18 protein-coding genes are annotated in these 15,884 nt (G+C 63.5%); 7 read left to right on the top strand and 11 right to left on the bottom strand.

The features are described 5' to 3' along the window. The first annotated feature begins 219 nt into the window (after nucleotides 1-219). A complete protein-coding gene (locus tag AB0N72_RS07985; RefSeq protein ID WP_363934335.1) occupies nucleotides 220-1,284 on the top strand; it encodes an ATP-dependent DNA ligase in 1,065 nt (354 codons plus the stop codon). A 9-nt stretch (nucleotides 1,285-1,293) separates the two neighbouring features. Here the strand turns inward: AB0N72_RS07985 and AB0N72_RS07980 are convergent, their stop codons facing one another. From AB0N72_RS07980 to ptsP, 6 genes are all read right to left on the bottom strand, one after another. Further along, complete coding sequence (locus AB0N72_RS07980) at nucleotides 1,294-1,557, bottom strand: DUF6480 family protein (RefSeq protein ID WP_363934334.1); 264 nt, start codon at nucleotides 1,555-1,557, stop codon at nucleotides 1,294-1,296. 144 nt (nucleotides 1,558-1,701) lie between these two features. After that, complete coding sequence (locus tag AB0N72_RS07975; protein ID WP_363934332.1) at nucleotides 1,702-2,487, bottom strand: alpha/beta hydrolase; 786 nt, start codon at nucleotides 2,485-2,487, stop codon at nucleotides 1,702-1,704. Between the two features lie 84 nt (nucleotides 2,488-2,571). Further along, nucleotides 2,572-2,820 carry a hypothetical protein gene (locus tag AB0N72_RS07970; RefSeq protein ID WP_363934331.1) on the bottom strand — a complete coding sequence of 83 codons (249 nt, stop codon included), beginning with the start codon at nucleotides 2,818-2,820 and terminating at the stop codon, nucleotides 2,572-2,574. Nucleotides 2,821-2,886: 66 nt separating this feature from the next. Continuing rightward, entirely contained in the window at nucleotides 2,887-3,309 is a 423-nt protein-coding gene (locus tag AB0N72_RS07965) for a helix-turn-helix domain-containing protein (protein ID WP_363934329.1), read from the bottom strand. Nucleotides 3,310-3,361: 52 nt separating this feature from the next. After that, nucleotides 3,362-3,640 carry an HPr family phosphocarrier protein gene (locus AB0N72_RS07960; protein ID WP_363934328.1) on the bottom strand — a complete coding sequence of 93 codons (279 nt, stop codon included), beginning with the start codon at nucleotides 3,638-3,640 and terminating at the stop codon, nucleotides 3,362-3,364. 30 nt (nucleotides 3,641-3,670) lie between these two features. Further along, nucleotides 3,671-5,371, bottom strand: coding sequence for a phosphoenolpyruvate--protein phosphotransferase (ptsP, locus tag AB0N72_RS07955; RefSeq protein ID WP_363934326.1), 1,701 nt, complete (start codon nucleotides 5,369-5,371; stop codon nucleotides 3,671-3,673). A 129-nt stretch (nucleotides 5,372-5,500) separates the two neighbouring features. Between ptsP and AB0N72_RS07950 the strand changes: the two genes are divergently transcribed. The 3 genes from AB0N72_RS07950 (at nucleotide 5,501) to AB0N72_RS07940 (ending at nucleotide 9,452) form a co-directional block, all read left to right on the top strand. Next, a complete protein-coding gene (locus AB0N72_RS07950) occupies nucleotides 5,501-6,223 on the top strand; it encodes a TetR/AcrR family transcriptional regulator (protein ID WP_018780189.1) in 723 nt (240 codons plus the stop codon). 62 nt (nucleotides 6,224-6,285) lie between these two features. Beyond that, on the top strand, nucleotides 6,286-8,304 hold the full coding sequence (locus tag AB0N72_RS07945; protein ID WP_363934324.1) for a PTS mannitol transporter subunit IICBA: 2,019 nt from the start codon (nucleotides 6,286-6,288) through the stop codon (nucleotides 8,302-8,304). Further along, a complete protein-coding gene (locus AB0N72_RS07940; RefSeq protein ID WP_363934322.1) occupies nucleotides 8,304-9,452 on the top strand; it encodes a mannitol-1-phosphate 5-dehydrogenase in 1,149 nt (382 codons plus the stop codon). Before AB0N72_RS07945 ends, AB0N72_RS07940 begins: the two co-directional genes overlap by 1 nt. A 67-nt stretch (nucleotides 9,453-9,519) precedes the next feature. On the opposite strand, the gene cycA is transcribed toward AB0N72_RS07940, so the two are convergent. The 5 genes from cycA to AB0N72_RS07915 form a co-directional block, all read right to left on the bottom strand. Continuing rightward, nucleotides 9,520-10,980 (bottom strand): D-serine/D-alanine/glycine transporter, encoded by a 1,461-nt coding sequence (gene cycA / locus AB0N72_RS07935; RefSeq protein ID WP_363934320.1) that lies wholly within the window; start codon nucleotides 10,978-10,980, stop codon nucleotides 9,520-9,522. A 164-nt stretch (nucleotides 10,981-11,144) separates the two neighbouring features. Beyond that, nucleotides 11,145-11,909 carry an ABC transporter permease gene (locus AB0N72_RS07930; RefSeq protein WP_363934318.1) on the bottom strand — a complete coding sequence of 255 codons (765 nt, stop codon included), beginning with the start codon at nucleotides 11,907-11,909 and terminating at the stop codon, nucleotides 11,145-11,147. Beyond that, entirely contained in the window at nucleotides 11,906-12,709 is an 804-nt protein-coding gene (locus tag AB0N72_RS07925; RefSeq protein ID WP_363934316.1) for an ATP-binding cassette domain-containing protein, read from the bottom strand. The genes AB0N72_RS07930 and AB0N72_RS07925 overlap by 4 nt, the downstream gene beginning before the upstream one ends. Continuing rightward, the gene (locus AB0N72_RS07920) at nucleotides 12,706-13,071 is read right to left on the bottom strand and encodes a DUF1048 domain-containing protein (RefSeq protein WP_363934314.1); all 366 of its coding nucleotides are present in this window, start codon (nucleotides 13,069-13,071) and stop codon (nucleotides 12,706-12,708) included. The genes AB0N72_RS07925 and AB0N72_RS07920 overlap by 4 nt, the downstream gene beginning before the upstream one ends. Nucleotide 13,072: 1 nt before the next feature. Next, the gene (locus AB0N72_RS07915; protein WP_363934312.1) at nucleotides 13,073-13,402 is read right to left on the bottom strand and encodes a PadR family transcriptional regulator; all 330 of its coding nucleotides are present in this window, start codon (nucleotides 13,400-13,402) and stop codon (nucleotides 13,073-13,075) included. Between the two features lie 107 nt (nucleotides 13,403-13,509). On the opposite strand from AB0N72_RS07915, the gene AB0N72_RS07910 reads away from it, so the two are divergent. The 3 genes from AB0N72_RS07910 to AB0N72_RS07900 all read left to right on the top strand — a co-directional run bounded on the left by AB0N72_RS07910 (nucleotide 13,510) and on the right by AB0N72_RS07900 (nucleotide 15,829). Next, complete coding sequence (locus tag AB0N72_RS07910) at nucleotides 13,510-14,013, top strand: GNAT family N-acetyltransferase (RefSeq protein ID WP_363934310.1); 504 nt, start codon at nucleotides 13,510-13,512, stop codon at nucleotides 14,011-14,013. Nucleotides 14,014-14,090: 77 nt separating this feature from the next. Continuing rightward, nucleotides 14,091-14,534, top strand: a complete 444-nt coding sequence (locus AB0N72_RS07905; protein WP_363934309.1) for a MarR family transcriptional regulator — start codon at nucleotides 14,091-14,093, stop codon at nucleotides 14,532-14,534. Between the two features lie 68 nt (nucleotides 14,535-14,602). Further along, nucleotides 14,603-15,829 carry an MFS transporter gene (locus AB0N72_RS07900; protein ID WP_363934308.1) on the top strand — a complete coding sequence of 409 codons (1,227 nt, stop codon included), beginning with the start codon at nucleotides 14,603-14,605 and terminating at the stop codon, nucleotides 15,827-15,829. Nucleotides 15,830-15,884: the final 55 nt, after the last annotated feature.

Genomic DNA, 15,884 nt, shown 5'->3' with positions numbered 1-15,884 from the left:
TTCGGGTCGCCCTACGACCGTACAGGAGGCGGAAAGTAAAGTCACATTAATGTAACGGGCGGTAGGTCGCCCCTTGCGGGAGGGTCCTACCGCTTAGGGTTCGGGGCTGGTGAAAGCCCTGCCAGGAGCGTCGGAATTCCGAGGACTGCCCCCAACACGGCCAAGATATCCATGGCCCAACACTAGCCTTCTGCCCGTACTGGCCGGTAGACATGAGCTATGGATCTACCAGTGATGCCGCCCATTTCGCCCATGCTCGCCAAATCTGTCCCCGCAATCCCCGAGGTAGGGCATTACGAGCCGAAGTGGGACGGCTTCCGGACCATCGTCTTCAAGGATGGGGATGAGATCATCCTGGGCAGCCGCAATGAGAAGCCCATGACCCGCTATTTCCCGGAGCTCGTGGAGGCCTTGAAGCGGAACCTCCCGGACAAATGCGTGATCGACGGCGAGATCGTCATGATCGAGGGCAACCGGCTTGAGTTCGAGGTGCTGCAGCAGAGGATCCATCCCGCGGACAGCCGGGTGCGGATGCTTGCAGAGAAGACCCCGGCGTCCCTGGTCGCCTTCGACATCCTCGCGCTCGGCGACGAAGACCTGACGGGCAAGCCGTTTTCGGAGCGTCGTGCCGTCCTGGAGCGGGCACTGGCCAAAGCCGAGCCACCCATCTACGTCACGCCTGCTGTGACCGACTTGGAGCGTGCGCAGGAATGGTTCGTGCAGCTCGAAGGCGCAGGGCTGGACGGGATTCTCTCCAAGCCCCTGGACGGGACGTACCAGCCGAACAAGCGGGTGATGTTCAAGACCAAGCACGAACGCACCGCCGACTGCGTGGTGGCCGGATTCCGCTGGCACAAGACGGCGAAGGTTGTGGGGTCGATGCTGCTGGGCCTCTACGATGACTCGGGGCGGCTCCACCACGTGGGCGTCGTAGCGTCATTCCCCATGGCAAAACGGGAAGCCTTGGTGGCTGAGCTCGAACCGTATCAGGTGGAGTTTGCCGAGCACCCCTGGGGCGAGTGGGCCAGCCAGGAGGACGCTCCCGGGGGTTCGAGGATGCCCGGCGGCCAGAGCAGGTGGAGTGCCGGCAAGGACTTCTCCTTCGTCCCCCTGCGCCCCGAACTGGTGATTGAGGTGGCCTACGACTACATGGAGGGCGATCGGTTCCGCCACACGACGCAGTTTCGCCGGTGGCGGCCGGACCGGACCCCTGAGAGTTGCACGTACTCCCAGTTGGAAGAACCTGCCGAGTACGATCTCGGGCAGATATTGAGCCTCCCGTAGGTGCCGGTACTACTCTTCGTGCCCCTGGTCGCTGCTCATGCTGCCTTCGGCGGGCGGGGTTTCTCCCGGTGGCACTCCGCCGCCCGGCTCCAGCCCCGTGATATTTCCGTCCAAGGGGTCCGGGTTGGCTGAGGATGCGGGGTCGTCGTCCTCGTCCTGGCGCATGTCGGGGTCTTCGTGGATGCTGTCGGCCTCGGCAGTGGTGTCGATGGGTCCGGTAGCACCGCTCACGCCGAAGGTCTGCGGATCGTCTTCCGGGTCATAGCTGGTCATGGTGGCACCCTTTCGTAAGCAGACTTACTAATTTGCTGGCCCCGCCAGCCTAGCCTGATTCGGCCGAACCCAACAAGGGCACCCGGGTGCGCGCCGGCGTCGTTCCTGAGCGGCCAGGCGCCCAGCGCTCAAGCGGCCGGCCGCTTAGCGGTGCTGCGTTGTAGCGGTAACGAAGCTGCGGATGGCATCTGCCACGGCCTTGGGCCGCATGTGCTGGGCCACGTGCCCGACGCCGGGAATCTCCACCAGGCGACCCTGCGCCACAGCCCTGGAGAGCCGCAGCGACCACTCCGGCCCCGCTACATGGTCGCGGCTTCCCCGCAGAATCAACACGGGGACCTTTATCCGGGAGAGGCGATCCTCCGTGGGGTATTCCATCATCACGGGCAGCTCGGTGAAGTACCAGCGGGGTCCGCAGCGAAGATAGTCAGACAAGACGATCCAGTTGGACGACGGGCTCTCGCGAAGGATGCCATCGAGGGTCAGGGCGAGGGATTGGCGCATGAGGTTCTTGTGCCGGGAATCAACAACCGGACCCATCAGCACCACGTGCCGCGCGGCTTCGGGCCGGTGCAGGGCAGCCTCGATAGCGAACTGCACCCCCATGGAGTGGCCCACCAGGATGTAGGAATCAATCCCGCGGGATGCCAGGGCCTCGGCAATGAATGCGCCGTAGTCCTCAACTGACAGCTGCCGTTCCGGCCGGGGAGTGCCCGCGAAGCCCGGAAGGTCCAGTGAGTAGGTCGGTGCAGCCGCGGCCAGGACGGCGTGGAGCCGGGCAAGGTACCGGTGCGACACCCCAATCCCGTGGATGAGGACGTACGCAGGCGTGGCATCCGAGGCCTCGCCCGGCGCCGGAGTGCCCTCCTTCCAGAGGATACGTCCGCTCAGGCCGAGGACCTCGACGTCGGCGGACACCAGTGCGCTCATGCGGGCCAAGCCATGGAAGGAAACCTAAAAGCCATACAGCTATTGAACAGCATGCTGTTGGTTGGTGATGACGCGGGAGTGCGGCTAGTCCCGGGCGTCGTCCGATTCGGTGGGGTCCGCTGCCGGATGTGAAGGGTCAGGTGCGGCGGCCGCTTCAGCGGCTTCCCGGCGTCGTGCGATTTTCGATTCGGTCCACATGGTCACCGCCACGAACACCGTGCACGCGAACATGAAGGTAGCAACAAAGTTCAATCCCATGGCCGAGCCCAAGGGTATGGCAAGGGCAAGCGCAGCCAAACCGGCCACGATATGCCACCCTTTGAAATTGCCCACCGATCAAGCGTAACCCCGGGCTTTACAGGTGCCCGCCTGTTGGCTGGGATCGTTGCTTGATCCTTATCACTCGGACGCTTTTTGCCCCTTTTCGGCGTCATCTTCCGCGGCTTCTTCGGCCTGTTTCCTCTTCTGGGTTTCCAGCCAGGCCAGGATGGCGCTCTGCCGGATCCGACGATGCGTGCCGCGGTATTCCACAGGTATTTCGCCGCGGTCGGTCATGTTCCGCAGGTACGTATGCGAGATCCCGGCAAGCTCCGCGGCCTGCGAGGTAGTGAGCATTTCCTCCACGCTGCTGACCGTCACCGTTTCGCCCCGGCCCAGTCGGGCCAGGAGGTCGACGACGGCGTCCCTCGCCTCGTCCGGCAGGCGGTGGACCGTGCCGTCCACGAACACGGTGATGTCGTCACTGTCCTGGAGTGCGCGCGCCAGATTCCGGGCGTCATCAGCGGGGAGGCCCGGCGCGACGCGGGGAGCTATCAATGCCATGCCAGAAGCCTAGCCTGAGGGAGCCGGGCGCGCCGGGAAACCGCCGTGACGGTTACTCGGCGTCCAGATCGGTTTCCAGCAGCTTCACCAGCGCGTCCAGCGCGGCATCGGCACCCTCGCCCTCGGCCCGCAGCACCACCACGTCACCCTTGGCGGCACCGAGTGTCATGAGCGAGAGGATGCTGGCGGCGTCCATCGCCTCGTCCTCGGGCTGGCCTTGCATGGCGATGGTGACGTCCACTGGCTGCTCGCCCGCAGCTTCGGCGAACAAAGCGGCCGGGCGGGCGTGCAGCCCTGAGCGGCTGGCTATGGTTGCTGTGCGTTCTGGCATGGTTTCTCCTGGCTGTGGTTCGAAAAAGGGTTAGAGGCCGAGCTCTTCGAGCACGGGCAGCTTGGCGCGGACCCATTCCCGGGCCTCGGTGGCGCTGGGTGCGGAAAGCGCGAGGCGGGCAAGTTCCTGCGCCTGTTCCAGCGTCACGGTCTTCAGTACGGTCCCGACGGCGGCCAACGAGCGCGCGGTCATGGACAGTGTGGTGACGCCCAGACCGGTAAGGACGACGGCGAGGGCCGGGTCGGCGGCTGCCTCACCACAGACGCCAACGGGCTTGTTGTCGCCGTCGCGGCCTGCGCCTTCCTGGGCCGCGCCTTCAACGGTCAGCTGGACGAGCCGGAGCACAGCGGGCTGCCAGGGGGTGTTCAGCTCCGCGAGCGGGCCGAGCTGCCGGTCGGCGGCCATGGCGTACTGGGTGAGGTCGTTGGTGCCCAGCGAGGCGAACCCGACTTCCCGCAGGACCGTGGCGGCAGTGAGGGCGGCAGAGGGAACTTCCACCATCACGCCTGGCGTCTTGATCCCTGCCGCGGCGCAGAGCGAGGCGAAGCGTCCGGCCTCGGCGGCTGTGGAGATCATGGGTGCCATGACCCATACGTCGGCTTCGGACTCCGAAGCGGCGCGGGCGATTGCCTCGAGCTGGCGTTCCAGGACGCCCGGAGTGGTGAAGTCGGTGCGGTAGCCGCGAACACCCAGTGCGGGGTTGGGCTCGGTGGCATCCGTGAGGAAGGGGAGGGGCTTGTCAGCCCCGGCATCGAGGGTGCGCAGGACCACTTTCTTGCCTGGGAACGCGTCAAACACGGCCTTGTACGCCGCGGCTTGCTCGTCCACGGAAGGCTCGGTGTCACGCTCCAGGAAGCAGAACTCGGTGCGGAACAGGCCAACACCCTGGGCGCCGAGGCCTGCAGCGGCCACGGCGTCCTTGGCACCTCCGACGTTGGCGAGGAGCGGCACCAAGTGGCCGTCCGCCGTCGTGCCGTTTCCGTCGAAGGAGGCCAGGGTCGCCGAGGTTTCAGCCCAGGCCTTGGCCGCGGCGCGGTGTTCGTCGGAAGGCTCAACGGCCACGAAACCGGCGGCGCCGTCAACGTAAACCTCGGAGCCATCAGTGATCCCGTCCACGCCGTGGGCGGCGACGACGGCAGGCAGGCCGAGTGAGCGGGCGATGATCGCTGTGTGCGACTGGGGTCCGCCGCCTGAGGTCACCAACGCCAGTACCTTGGACGGGTCCAACGTGGCCGTATCTGCCGGTGCGAGGTCTTCGGCCACCAGGATGAAGGGGGTGTCTGAGGAAGGGATGCCCGGGGCAGGGACGCCGCGGAGCTCGGCCACGATGCGGGCGCGCACGTCCAGGACGTCGGTTGCGCGTTCGGCCATGTAGCCGCCAAGGTTGTGCAGCATTTCGGAAACGGACGCGCCGGCTTCCCAGATGGCGCGCTCAGCGGAGGATCCGGCGTTGACGAGTTTGGCGGCCGACTTCAGGAGCATGGTGTCCTTGGCCATCAGCGCTGTGGCTTCAAGGACAGCTTTGCCGTCGCCGGAGGCAGACTCGGCGCGGGCCTTGAGTTCGTCATGGACGGCCTGCGCGGCAGCCTTTAAACGGGCGACGGCGTCTTCCGGAGCAACGTCCGCGGCCAGCCGTTCGCCCGACGGCGGCTCGCTCACCGGCTTGGGCATCTGGCGGACGGAACCGATGATGCGGCCAGGGCTTACCCCAACTCCTTGGAAATTCTGCACTGAATCCTCTGTTCCTGCTTGTTGGTTCAGACCCGCCGGCGTCGGCACCGGGGACCCCTCTAGCTAGCTTACAAATTTCTGTTGTGAGCCACTTCATATAGCAACGCTATAGGTGCTAGGGTAGCGGTTATGAGTTTCGATGACCAGCTTCCGCCTAAAATTCGGTTGCTTCGCGCAGCTGCCGAATTGCTGGCGAATTCGGAGGGGTCAGCGGTCTCAACGCGCCAGATCACCAAGCTTGCGGGGGTCACGGCGCCCACGCTCTACCACCACTTTGGTGACAAAGAAGGACTGTTCGACGCCGTCGTTTCGGCCGGCTTCGAAGAGTACGTGGCGGGGGAGCGTGACTTTGCACCGTCCGGTGAGCCCTTGGAAGACGTCCGGCGGATGTGGGACAACCACGTCCAGTTCGGGCTGACCCAACCCCACCTCTACCTGGTCATGTTCGGCAACATCCGGCCGGAAAGCCGCCCAGCAATCGTGGCCGATGCTGAAGCGCTTCTGGAGGAGATGCTGAACAAGGCCGCCATCGCCGGTCAGATCAACGTGCCGCCCCGCGAAGCGGCACGCAGCATCCTGGCGGCCAACGTGGGCGTCACGCTCATGCTGATCGCCGAGCCGGTGGAGGAACGGAACCTCGAGCTCTCAACGATGACCCGGGATTCCATGATCTTTGCCGTCTCCACGGAAACCGCCCGTGGCGCCGCAGCAGATGACTCCGGTAAGTCCTCGGTAGTTGTTGCGGCAATCGCCCTGAATGCGGCACTGCAGGCCTCGCATTCGGACCAACTGTCCAGCTCTGAACTGAAGCTCTTCCTTGAATGGCTTCACCGCATTTCCAGCAGCTCCTAGCTGCTCTCTCGATCTATATCGACTGACCCCGCGCCGCCGCGGGACACACGTTAGGAATTCACATGGCAACAGAGACCGTTGCGAAGTCCCGCACCACCGCCCGCGTTGGTGTCCAAAAGTTCGGAACTTTCCTGTCCGGCATGATCATGCCCAACATCGGCGCCTTCATCGCTTGGGGCCTCATCACTGCCCTGTTCATCAAAGTAGGCTGGATTCCCGTTCCCGAACTGGGTGGTTTCGGCACCAATGACAAGGGCGCTCCCAATGTGGGCATCGTTGGCCCAATGGTCACGTACCTCCTTCCGATCCTGATTGCCTATACAGGTGGCCGGATGGTTTACGACGTCCGTGGTGGCGTCGTTGGCGCCATTGCAACCATGGGAGTCATTGCCGGTACCGACTCGCCTATGTTCATCGGTGCCATGATTATGGGCCCGCTGGGCGGTTGGACCATGAAGCAGCTCGACCGTCTGTGGGATGGAAAGATCCGCCCGGGCTTCGAGATGCTGGTGAACAACTTTTCCGCCGGTATCTGGGGCGCGGCATTGGCACTGGGTGGCTTCTATGGCCTCTCATGGGTGGTCAAGCGTTTCACGGAGGGCGCCGGAACTGTTGTCGAGTTCCTGGTTAACAACGGCCTGCTGCCGCTGACCAGCATCTTCATTGAACCCGCCAAGGTGCTCTTCCTGAACAACGCCATCAACCACGGCGTGCTGACTCCGTTGGGTATCCAGCAGTCCCTTGACCACGGCAAGTCCATCCTGTTCCTCCTTGAAGCCAACCCTGGCCCTGGCCTCGGCATCCTGCTGGCGTACATGTTCTTCGGCCGTGGTGCGGCCAAGGCCTCTGCTCCGGGCGCCGCAATCATCCAGTTCTTCGGCGGCATCCACGAGATCTACTTCCCGTACGTTCTGATGAAGCCGATCCTCATCCTGGCTGCCATCGGCGGCGGCATGACGGGCATCGCCACGCTGGCCATCACCAACTCCGGCCTGGTTGCCCCGGCAGCTCCGGGTTCCATCATCGCCGTGATCGCGCAGACCTCGCGTGACAGCTACATCGGCGTCATCTTGTCGGTCGTCCTGGCTGCAACCGTCTCCTTCCTGATCGCCTCCCTGATCCTGCGCACCTCCAAGAACAAGGGCGAGGACGACCTCACGGAAGCTACCTCGCGCATGGAAGCCATGAAGGGCAAGAAGAGCTCCGTCTCCTCCGCCCTGACTGGCGGGGGCGCAGGTGACGCGGCTGCTACCCGCGGCGAAGGTAGCGTCCTGACCCGTCCGGTCCGGAACATCGTCTTCGCTTGCGACGCCGGCATGGGCTCGAGCGCCATGGGCGCCTCGGTCCTGCGCAACAAGATCAAGGCGGCCGGTTTCCCGGACGTCAAGGTCACCAATTCGGCTATCGCCAACCTGAGTGATTCCTACGACGTCGTGGTGACGCACGAGGACCTCACCGAGAGGGCCCAGCCGCGTACCGCCAGCGCCGTGCACTACTCCGTGGACAACTTCATGAACAGCCCGCGGTACGACGAAATCGTTGAACTGGTGAAGGCCAGCAACAGCGAGGGCACTCGCGCGGAGACCGCCGCAGCAGCCCCCGCCCATGGCGCCCATGTCGCAGAGCCGGCTGCCGCCGTCGTCGAGGGTAAAGGTGTCCTGCTCCGCGAAAGTGTTGTCCTGAACGGCCACGCAACGGACCGCGACGCCGCTATCGACGAGGCCGGGCAGCTGCTGCTGGATCGCGGGGCCGTGGACATGAGCTACGTCCACGCCATGCACGAGCGCGAGGAATCCGTGTCCACATACATGGGCAGTTTCCTGGCGATTCCGCACGGCACCAATGATGCCAAGGAGCACATCAACCACTCGGCCGTATCCATCATCCGTTACCCGGAGGGCATCGACTGGGGCGGCAAGCAAGTGAAGTTCGTGGTGGGCGTGGCCGGCATCAACAACGAACACCTCCACATCCTGTCCTCGATCGCGAAGATCTTCACCAACAAGGCACAGGTTGCCCAGTTGGAGGCGGCTACAACCGTTGAAGAAGTCCTCGAGCTGTTCGGAAAGGTCAACGCATAGTGAAGGCAGTCCATTTTGGGGCAGGCAACATCGGGCGTGGCTTCGTGGGGCTGCTGCTGCACGAAGCCGGTTATGATGTGGTGTTCGCCGACGTTGCGGATGCCCTGATCAGCCAGCTCGCATCTGCCGACTCCTACGACGTCCACGAAGTAGGCGAGAACCCGGCGGTCAAGACCGTGGAAGGCTTCCGCGCCTTGAATTCGGCAACCCAGGAAGCCGCGGTCGTGGAGGAAATCTCGACGGCGGATGTGGTCACCACGGCGGTGGGGCCGCACATCCTGAAGTTCGTGGCGCCGGTAATCGCCCGCGGGCTGGCCGCCCGGCCCGCGGACCTTCCGCCGCTGCAGGTCATGGCCTGCGAGAACGCCATCAACGCCACGGATCTCCTGCACACGGAGATCCGGGCGGCCTGGGACGACTCGGCCGGCGACCTTGACGCCGTCGGCGTTTTTGCCAATACCGCAGTTGACCGGATCGTCCCCAACCAGGCACCGGGCCAAGGCCTGGACGTGACGGTGGAGACGTTCTACGAGTGGGTTATCGACCGCACACCCTTCAAGGGCAGCGCGCCGGTGATCCCGGGGGCAACGTTCGTGGACGAACTCGGACCGTACATCGAGCGCAAGCTCTTCACCGTGAACACGGGCCATGCTTCCGCTGCGTACTTCGGCTACGCGGCCGGACTGGAGAAGATCTCAGACGCCATGGCCGATCCCACTGTGGCTGCAAAGGTCCGGGCCGTGCTGGAGGAGACCAAGGAACTTTTGGTGGCCAAGCACGGTTTCGTAGAGGCCGAGCAGGAAGCCTACGTCCAGAAGATCCTCTCGCGCTTCACCAACCCGCACCTGCCGGACACCGTGGTGCGCGTGGGTCGTGCGCCGCTGCGGAAACTCGGCAGGCACGAGCGTTTCGTGGGCCCGGCCGCTGAACTCGCCGAGCGCGGCGTCACCCCGGTGGCCCTGCTTGAAGCAATGTCCGCAGCCCTGCGCTTCGACGACGGCGGCGACGACGAAGCCGTGGAGCTCGCCAGGCTGCTGTCCGAACTGGACGCGGCCGCCGTCGTCGAACGTGTCACCGAACTGGTGCCGACGCACCCGCTGTTCCCCGCCGTGCAGAAACTGGTGGAGGACCGCCAAGCGGAGGCCTGATTGCCAGGAAAGCCCGACGCCGGGCACCCGAGGTGGGTGCCCGGCGTCGGGCTTTCGTGTTTAAGGGTCAGCGCGCTGCCGCGGTTTCAGCTTCCGACATCGCCTTCCATTCGGCCACGCGGGCCTGGTGGAGCGGGGACTTGCGGACCACGGCGTAGGCCACGCCGAGGATGGCGAACCAGATGGGCGTGACCAGCAGGGCCGTGAGGGTGTCCGGCTGCGTGGTGAGCGCCCAGACGAGGAACGCGAAGAAGGCGAACACCACCCACACCATCGGAATACCGCCGGGCATCTTGAATGGTGATGCTGCGTGCTGTTCCGGGCGGCGCTTCCTGTAGACGAGGTAGCTGGCCAGGATGATGGACCACACGAACATGAAGCAAACGGCGGAGACCGTAGTCACCATGTCGAACGCGACGCCAACGTCCTTGCCCGCATAGAGAAGCGCGACGCCGGCCAGCAGCAGGACGCAGGACAGGAACAGGGCGTTCTGGGGTACTTTGCGGCTGGAGAGCCGGCCGAAGAGCTTGGGAGCGTCGCCGTCGTTAGCCAGGCCGTACACCATGCGGGAGGTCGAGTAGATGCCCGAGTTGGCCGAGGACATTGCCGATGTGAGGACCACCAGGTTCACCACGGTGGCTGCCATGCCCAGACCGGCGAGGGAGAACATCGCGATGAAGGGGCTCTGGCCGGCCTTGAATTCAGTCCACGGAGTGACCGACATGAGGATGATCAGCGCGCCTACGTAGAAGAGCATCACGCGAAGCGGAATGGCGTTGATGGCGCGGGGGAGGTTGTGCTGCGGGTTCTTGGTTTCAGCGGCCGCGGTGCCCACCAGTTCGATGCCGACGAATGCGAAGACCGCGATCTGGAAGCCTGCCACGAAGCCCATGAACTCCTTGGGGAAGAAGCCGCCGTGGCTCCACAGGTTGGTGAAGCTGGCTGTGCCCGCGTTGGACTGGAAACCCGTGAAGATCATCACCAGGCCCACCACGATCAGGGCAACGATGGCCACGATCTTGATGAGCGCGAACCAGAATTCAGTCTCACCGAACGCCTTGACCGTGGGCAAGTTCAGGAGCAGCAGGATGATGATGGTGGCCAGGCCCGGGATCCACAGCTGGATGCCCGGCCAGAGTTCGTTGGCGTAACCCGCGATGGCGATGACGTCGGCCACACCCGTAACTACCCAGCAGAACCAGTAGGTCCAGCCGGTGAAGAAGCCGGCCCACGGGCCCAGGAGGTCGCCCGCGAAGTCGCTGAACGACTTGTAATTCAGGTTGGAGAGCAGGAGTTGGCCCATGGCGCGCATAACGAAGAAGAGCATGAAGCCGATGATCATGTACACGAAGATCACGGAGGGGCCGGCAACGGAGATGGTCTTGCCGGAGCCCATGAACAGGCCGGTTCCGATGGCGCCGCCGATGGCCAGAAGCTGGATGTGGCGGTTGCTGAGCGAGCGTGAAAGGTGGGGCTCGCTGTCCCTGCTGGAGGCAGTGCGCTGCCCTGTTGTCGTCTGGTCAGACATGAGTGTTCAAGAACCCTTCGGAAGAACCGTCAAAAAGGTGACGGCCGTTACAGATCTGGTTCGATAAAGCTATAGCTTATGTCTGACAAATGGCGAATCGGTCTGCATGGCGAAAGCTCCCCTGTGGAAATGGGGAGCTTAGGCCTGTGTTTTTGTTGTGGCAGCTAGGCAATCTTCCGCCGGTACGCGGCAATCGCGAAGGCGTAGGCGAGGACCAGGATGCCTAGGCACCAAGCCAGGGCTACCCAGATGTCGCTGCCCACGGGCTGTTGCGCGAACAGGGCTCGAACGGAGTTCACGATCGAGGTCACTGGCTGGTTCTCTGCGAACCAGGCCACCGGGCCCGGCATCGTCGTGGTGGGCACGAACGCTGAACTGATGAACGGCAGGAAGATCAGCGGGTAGCTGAACGCGCTGGCGCCGTCGACGGTTTTCGCTGAGAGTCCGGCGATCACTGCCAGCCAGGTCAAGGCGAGCGTGAACAGGACCAGGATGCCGGCGATCGCAAGCCAGGTGCCCACGGATGCTCCGGTGCGGAACCCCATAAGGAGGGCCACTCCTACGACGATCGCGACCGAGACGAGGTTGGCCACCAGTGAGGTGAGCACGTGCGCCCAGAGAACTGAAGACCGTGCGATTGGCATGGACTGGAAGCGCTCAAAGATGCCACCCTGCATGTCCAGGAACAGGCGGTAGGCGGTGTACGCGATGCCGGAGGCAATGGTGATCAGCAAGATGCCGGGGAGCATGTAGTTGATGTAGGACTCGTCGGAGCCAGTATTGATCGCGCCGCCCAGCACGTACACGAACAGCAGCATCAGTGCGATCGGCGTGACCGCGGTGGTGATGATCGTGTCGGGGCTGCGCAGGATGTGGCGAAGCGAGCGGCCGGTGAGGACGCGGGTATCGCTGAGGATGTGAGTGCTCATCGGGATGTCTCCTTCTCTTTCTGCTCTTCAGCCGTTTCTCCGACGAGCGCCAGGAAGACGTCTTCGAGCGAGGGCTGCTTTTCGACGTACTCAATCTCGGCCGGCGGCAGCAGCCGCTTGAGCTCGTCGAGCGTGCCGTTCTGGATGATTGTGCCCTTGTGCAGGATCGCGATGCGGTCGGCCAGATGCTCGGCCTCGTCGAGGTATTGGGTGGTGAGCAGCACTGTTGTGCCGTTCCGGGCCAGGTCCTTGACGGTCTGCCACACCTCGACGCGCGCCTGCGGATCCAGCCCGGTGGTTGGTTCGTCCAGGAAGATCACCTTCGGGTTGCCGATCAGGCTCATGGCGATGTCCAGGCGCCGGCGCATGCCTCCTGAATAGCCCGCCACTTTCCGTGAGCCGGCGTCGGTGAGGCTGAATTGCGCCAGCAGCTCATCCGCGATCCTGCCCGGGTCCTTGAGATGCCGCAGTTTCGCCACCAGGATCAAATTTTCCTTGCCGGTGAGCACCTCATCCACGGCCGCGAACTGCCCGGTGAGGCTGATGGACTGCCTCACCTGGAGCGACTCGCTGGCAACATCAAAACCGTCGACGGCGGCCTGCCCTCCATCCGCGGCGAGCAGCGTGGACAGGATCTTCACCATGGTGGTCTTGCCCGCGCCGTTGGAGCCGAGGAGTGCAAAGATGCTACCGGGCGCTACCTCGAAGGTGACGCCACGGAGTACATGGAGATCCTTGTAGGACTTTTCAATGCCCTCGACTTGTATTGCCGGTGTCGCTTGGATTGCCGCCGCAGTCATGACTCCGACTCCTTCGCCTTATCGATTGCTTTGTTGAGGCGCTCGCGTTCCTTGTCGATCCAGCGCTTTCCGCCGTAGGCCTGGGCGAAAGTCTCCGCGAACTCGATCGGATCTTCGCCGACAATGTCGCTGACGGGAGTGCCGTCGATCGCCGCGCGTTCCCAAAGGTCCGCGAGGTCCGCGAACATCTGCACCATGGTGTCGCCCTCCGTGACGCCGCCGTAGTACATCAGGTAGCGGTTGAAGGCGCTTGCCACGGTGCGGTAGGGCTCCGGCAGGGCGTCCATGCGGGCTTTGGCTTGCTTGTACTGCTTCTTCTGCTCGAGTGATCCGGTGACCAGTTCGATCCATTTCGCTGCCATGCTATTTTCCTTCCTTGCGGAGCTCTTCAATCCGTCCGGACAAGAAGCTCCAGGTGTTCCAGAATTCGTTCAGTTCGTTTCGGCCCTGCGCGTTCAGCGTGTACACCTTGCGGGGCGGCCCTTTTTCGGAGGGACGCTTTTCAACGTCCACCAGCCCCTTTTGTTCGATCCTGACCAGCAGCGCGTAAACGGTGCCTTCAGCGATCTCGGTGAAACCCTGCTCGCGGAGCAGCGTGGTGATTTCGTATCCATACGCCGCCTTCCCGGTCAGGAGGGCCAGAACGATGCCCTCCAGCGTGCCTTTGAGCATCTCCGTCATTTGCTTGCCCATCGGACACCTCCCTCGCTACTCAGTATCACTAGCTACCACTATATAGTAGAACTAGGTACCGGTACTTAGCAACACTGAGTTCCGATCAAGATGGCATGCTGGGGGGGGTGACCACAGAATCCGGATCCTCACCCGCTTTGCTGACCGCCGCCGTCGAGGGTGGAACCTTCACCCTTCGGCGCGCCAGAAAGGGCGACCTGCCGCGCATCCTTGCGTTGCTCGCGGACGATCAATTGGGGGCGGCGCGGGAGGATGCCGACGACCTGCAGCCCTACGAGCAGGCTTTTGACGCGATCGACGCCGATCCAGCGCACCTTTTGGTGGTGGGTGAACTCGACGGCGATGTCGTGGCCACGTTCCAGCTCAGCTACCTACCGGGCCTGTCCCGCAAGGGGTTGTGGCGTGCGCAAATCGAGGCGGTGCGGGTGTCCGGTAAGCTGCGCGGGCAGGGCGTTGGGGCGCTGATGATCACGTGGGCTATTGAGCGGGCCAGGGAGCGCAACTGCTCATTGGTCCAGCTGACCACGGACAAATCCCGGATTGCGGCCCACCGTTTCTATGAGCGGCTTGGTTTTGTGGCGAGCCATGAAGGTATGAAGCTGACGCTCTAGCGTCCTGCCCCCTATCTGCCGCCCGTCCTGAGCTGATACTTGACTATTAGGTACCCTAACTATTAGGGTACCTAAATATGAACGGTACTTTTGATCCCCGCCTCGTCGACCTCGCGCAGGACTTTCGTGAGGCCCTCCGGCTGGGGGTCTATATGTTCCGCCGCCTGGACCCTGAAGGCGAACTCACTGCCGCGCAGTTGAGCTTGCTCTCCATGATCTCGCACGGAGGTCTCCGGGTCGGTGACATAGCCAAGAACCTCGGGATCAAAGTCCCCAGCGCCACCGAGCAGATCATCAAGCTCGAGCGCGCCGGCCTGGTAACCCGCCAGCCCGACCCCGACGATTCCCGCGCCGTCCAAGTGGCCCTCACCACAGCCGGGGCCGCCGCCGTCGAATCTGCCAACCAACGCCGCAATGCGATGGTGGCGGAGTTGCTGCAGAACCTCAGCACTGAGGAAGTCGACGCTCTGGCCGCCGCACTTCCGGTCATCAGCAAGATCAACGGCTCATTCCAGAACTAACCAGAATTTACGCACAGACCCACAGTCACGCACCGACCCACAATCACGCACCGACAAGGAGCAATTGAATGTCACGCCAGTTGGCTGACGCTTCAGCAAGCGCCGAAAACACCCTCGAAGCCGAAAAAGCCTCATTCCTGAGGCAGCCCAAAGCAGTGTGGGCCACCGCCCTCGCGGCGGTCTTTGCCTTCATGGGTATCGGGCTGGTGGATCCCATCCTCCCCGCGATCGCCAAGAACCTTGAGGCGTCCACCAGCGAAGTCTCGTTGCTGTTCACCAGCTACTTCCTCGTAACCGCAATAGCGATGTTGATCAGTGGCTTCGTGTCCTCGCGGATCGGCGGGAAGAAGACGCTCCTGATCGGCTTGGCGATCATTGTGGTTTTCGCTTCACTGTCCGGCCTTTCCGGCAGCGTTGAGCAGCTCGTAGGCTTCCGCGCAGGGTGGGGTTTGGGCAACGCGCTGTTCGTCGCCACAGCCTTGGCCGTGATTGTGGGTGTGGCCAGCGGCGGAACGGGCACCGCGATCATTCTTTATGAGGCAGCCCTGGGACTCGGCATCTCACTCGGCCCGCTCTTGGGAGCCCTCCTTGGTGGATGGCAGTGGCGTGCGCCGTTCTTCGGTACGGCTGTGCTGATGGCGGTGGCCTTTATTGCCCTCTTGGCCCTGTTGCCCAAAACGCCGGCACCGGCGAAGAAGTCCCGGCTGCGGGACCCGCTCCTGGCACTTGGCCACAAGGGTCTCCGCACCACGGCCGCCAGCGCCCTTTTCTATAACTACGGTTTCTTCACCATCCTTGCCTTCACGCCCTTTATCCTCGGCATGGACGCCTACGGAATCGGGGGAGTCTTCTTCGGCTGGGGCGTCGCCGTGGCGGTGTTCTCGGTGTTCGTCGCACCCGTGCTGCAGAAGCGCTTCGGTGCCGTCAAGGTCCTCACCGGCACACTGGCCGTCCTCATGCTCGACCTGATCGGGCTGGGACTGGCGGCGGGGCACTCGGTGACTGCCGTCGTCGTGCTTGTCATCGTGGCGGGCGCCTTGCTGGGCATCAACAACACGGTCTATACGGAACTTGCCATGGGCGTCTCTGATTCGCCGCGCCCGGTTGCTTCGGCCGGCTACAACTTCGTGCGCTGGATGGGCGGCGCACTGGCCCCCTTTGCTGCAGCGCAGCTCGGTGAGCATTTCGGACCCCAGGTTCCGTTCTTCGCCGGGGCGGTGGCCATGGTGATTGCCATTCTGATCGCGTTCGGGGGCAGGAAGTTCCTCTCGTCGCACGAACCACACCTGGTGTAACAGGCACTTAAAAAAGAAGCCCGGCGGATGTAATCCGCCGGGCTTTCCTGCATTG

Origin of the sequence: Paenarthrobacter sp. NPDC089307 (assembly GCF_040685055.1) — a bacterium.
Lineage (GTDB): Bacteria > Actinomycetota > Actinomycetes > Actinomycetales > Micrococcaceae > Arthrobacter.
This window is presented reverse-complemented; position numbering and strand designations above follow the sequence as displayed.

Bases quoted from the DNA above. Each gene is read 5' to 3' on its own strand.
- AB0N72_RS07985 (WP_363934335.1), top strand. From the start codon at position 220: ATGGATCTACCAGTGATGCCGCCCATTTCGCCCATGCTCGCCAAATCT.
- AB0N72_RS07980 (WP_363934334.1), bottom strand. From the start codon at position 1,557: ATGACCAGCTATGACCCGGAAGACGATCCGCAGACCTTCGGCGTGAGC.
- AB0N72_RS07975 (WP_363934332.1), bottom strand. From the start codon at position 2,487: ATGAGCGCACTGGTGTCCGCCGACGTCGAGGTCCTCGGCCTGAGCGGA.
- AB0N72_RS07965 (WP_363934329.1), bottom strand. From the start codon at position 3,309: ATGGCATTGATAGCTCCCCGCGTCGCGCCGGGCCTCCCCGCTGATGAC.
- AB0N72_RS07960 (WP_363934328.1), bottom strand. From the start codon at position 3,640: ATGCCAGAACGCACAGCAACCATAGCCAGCCGCTCAGGGCTGCACGCC.
- AB0N72_RS07950 (WP_018780189.1), top strand. From the start codon at position 5,501: ATGAGTTTCGATGACCAGCTTCCGCCTAAAATTCGGTTGCTTCGCGCA.
- AB0N72_RS07945 (WP_363934324.1), top strand. From the start codon at position 6,286: ATGGCAACAGAGACCGTTGCGAAGTCCCGCACCACCGCCCGCGTTGGT.
- cycA (WP_363934320.1), bottom strand. From the start codon at position 10,980: ATGTCTGACCAGACGACAACAGGGCAGCGCACTGCCTCCAGCAGGGAC.
- AB0N72_RS07930 (WP_363934318.1), bottom strand. From the start codon at position 11,909: ATGAGCACTCACATCCTCAGCGATACCCGCGTCCTCACCGGCCGCTCG.
- AB0N72_RS07925 (WP_363934316.1), bottom strand. From the start codon at position 12,709: ATGACTGCGGCGGCAATCCAAGCGACACCGGCAATACAAGTCGAGGGC.
- AB0N72_RS07920 (WP_363934314.1), bottom strand. From the start codon at position 13,071: ATGGCAGCGAAATGGATCGAACTGGTCACCGGATCACTCGAGCAGAAG.
- AB0N72_RS07915 (WP_363934312.1), bottom strand. From the start codon at position 13,402: ATGGGCAAGCAAATGACGGAGATGCTCAAAGGCACGCTGGAGGGCATC.
- AB0N72_RS07905 (WP_363934309.1), top strand. From the start codon at position 14,091: ATGAACGGTACTTTTGATCCCCGCCTCGTCGACCTCGCGCAGGACTTT.
- AB0N72_RS07900 (WP_363934308.1), top strand. From the start codon at position 14,603: ATGTCACGCCAGTTGGCTGACGCTTCAGCAAGCGCCGAAAACACCCTC.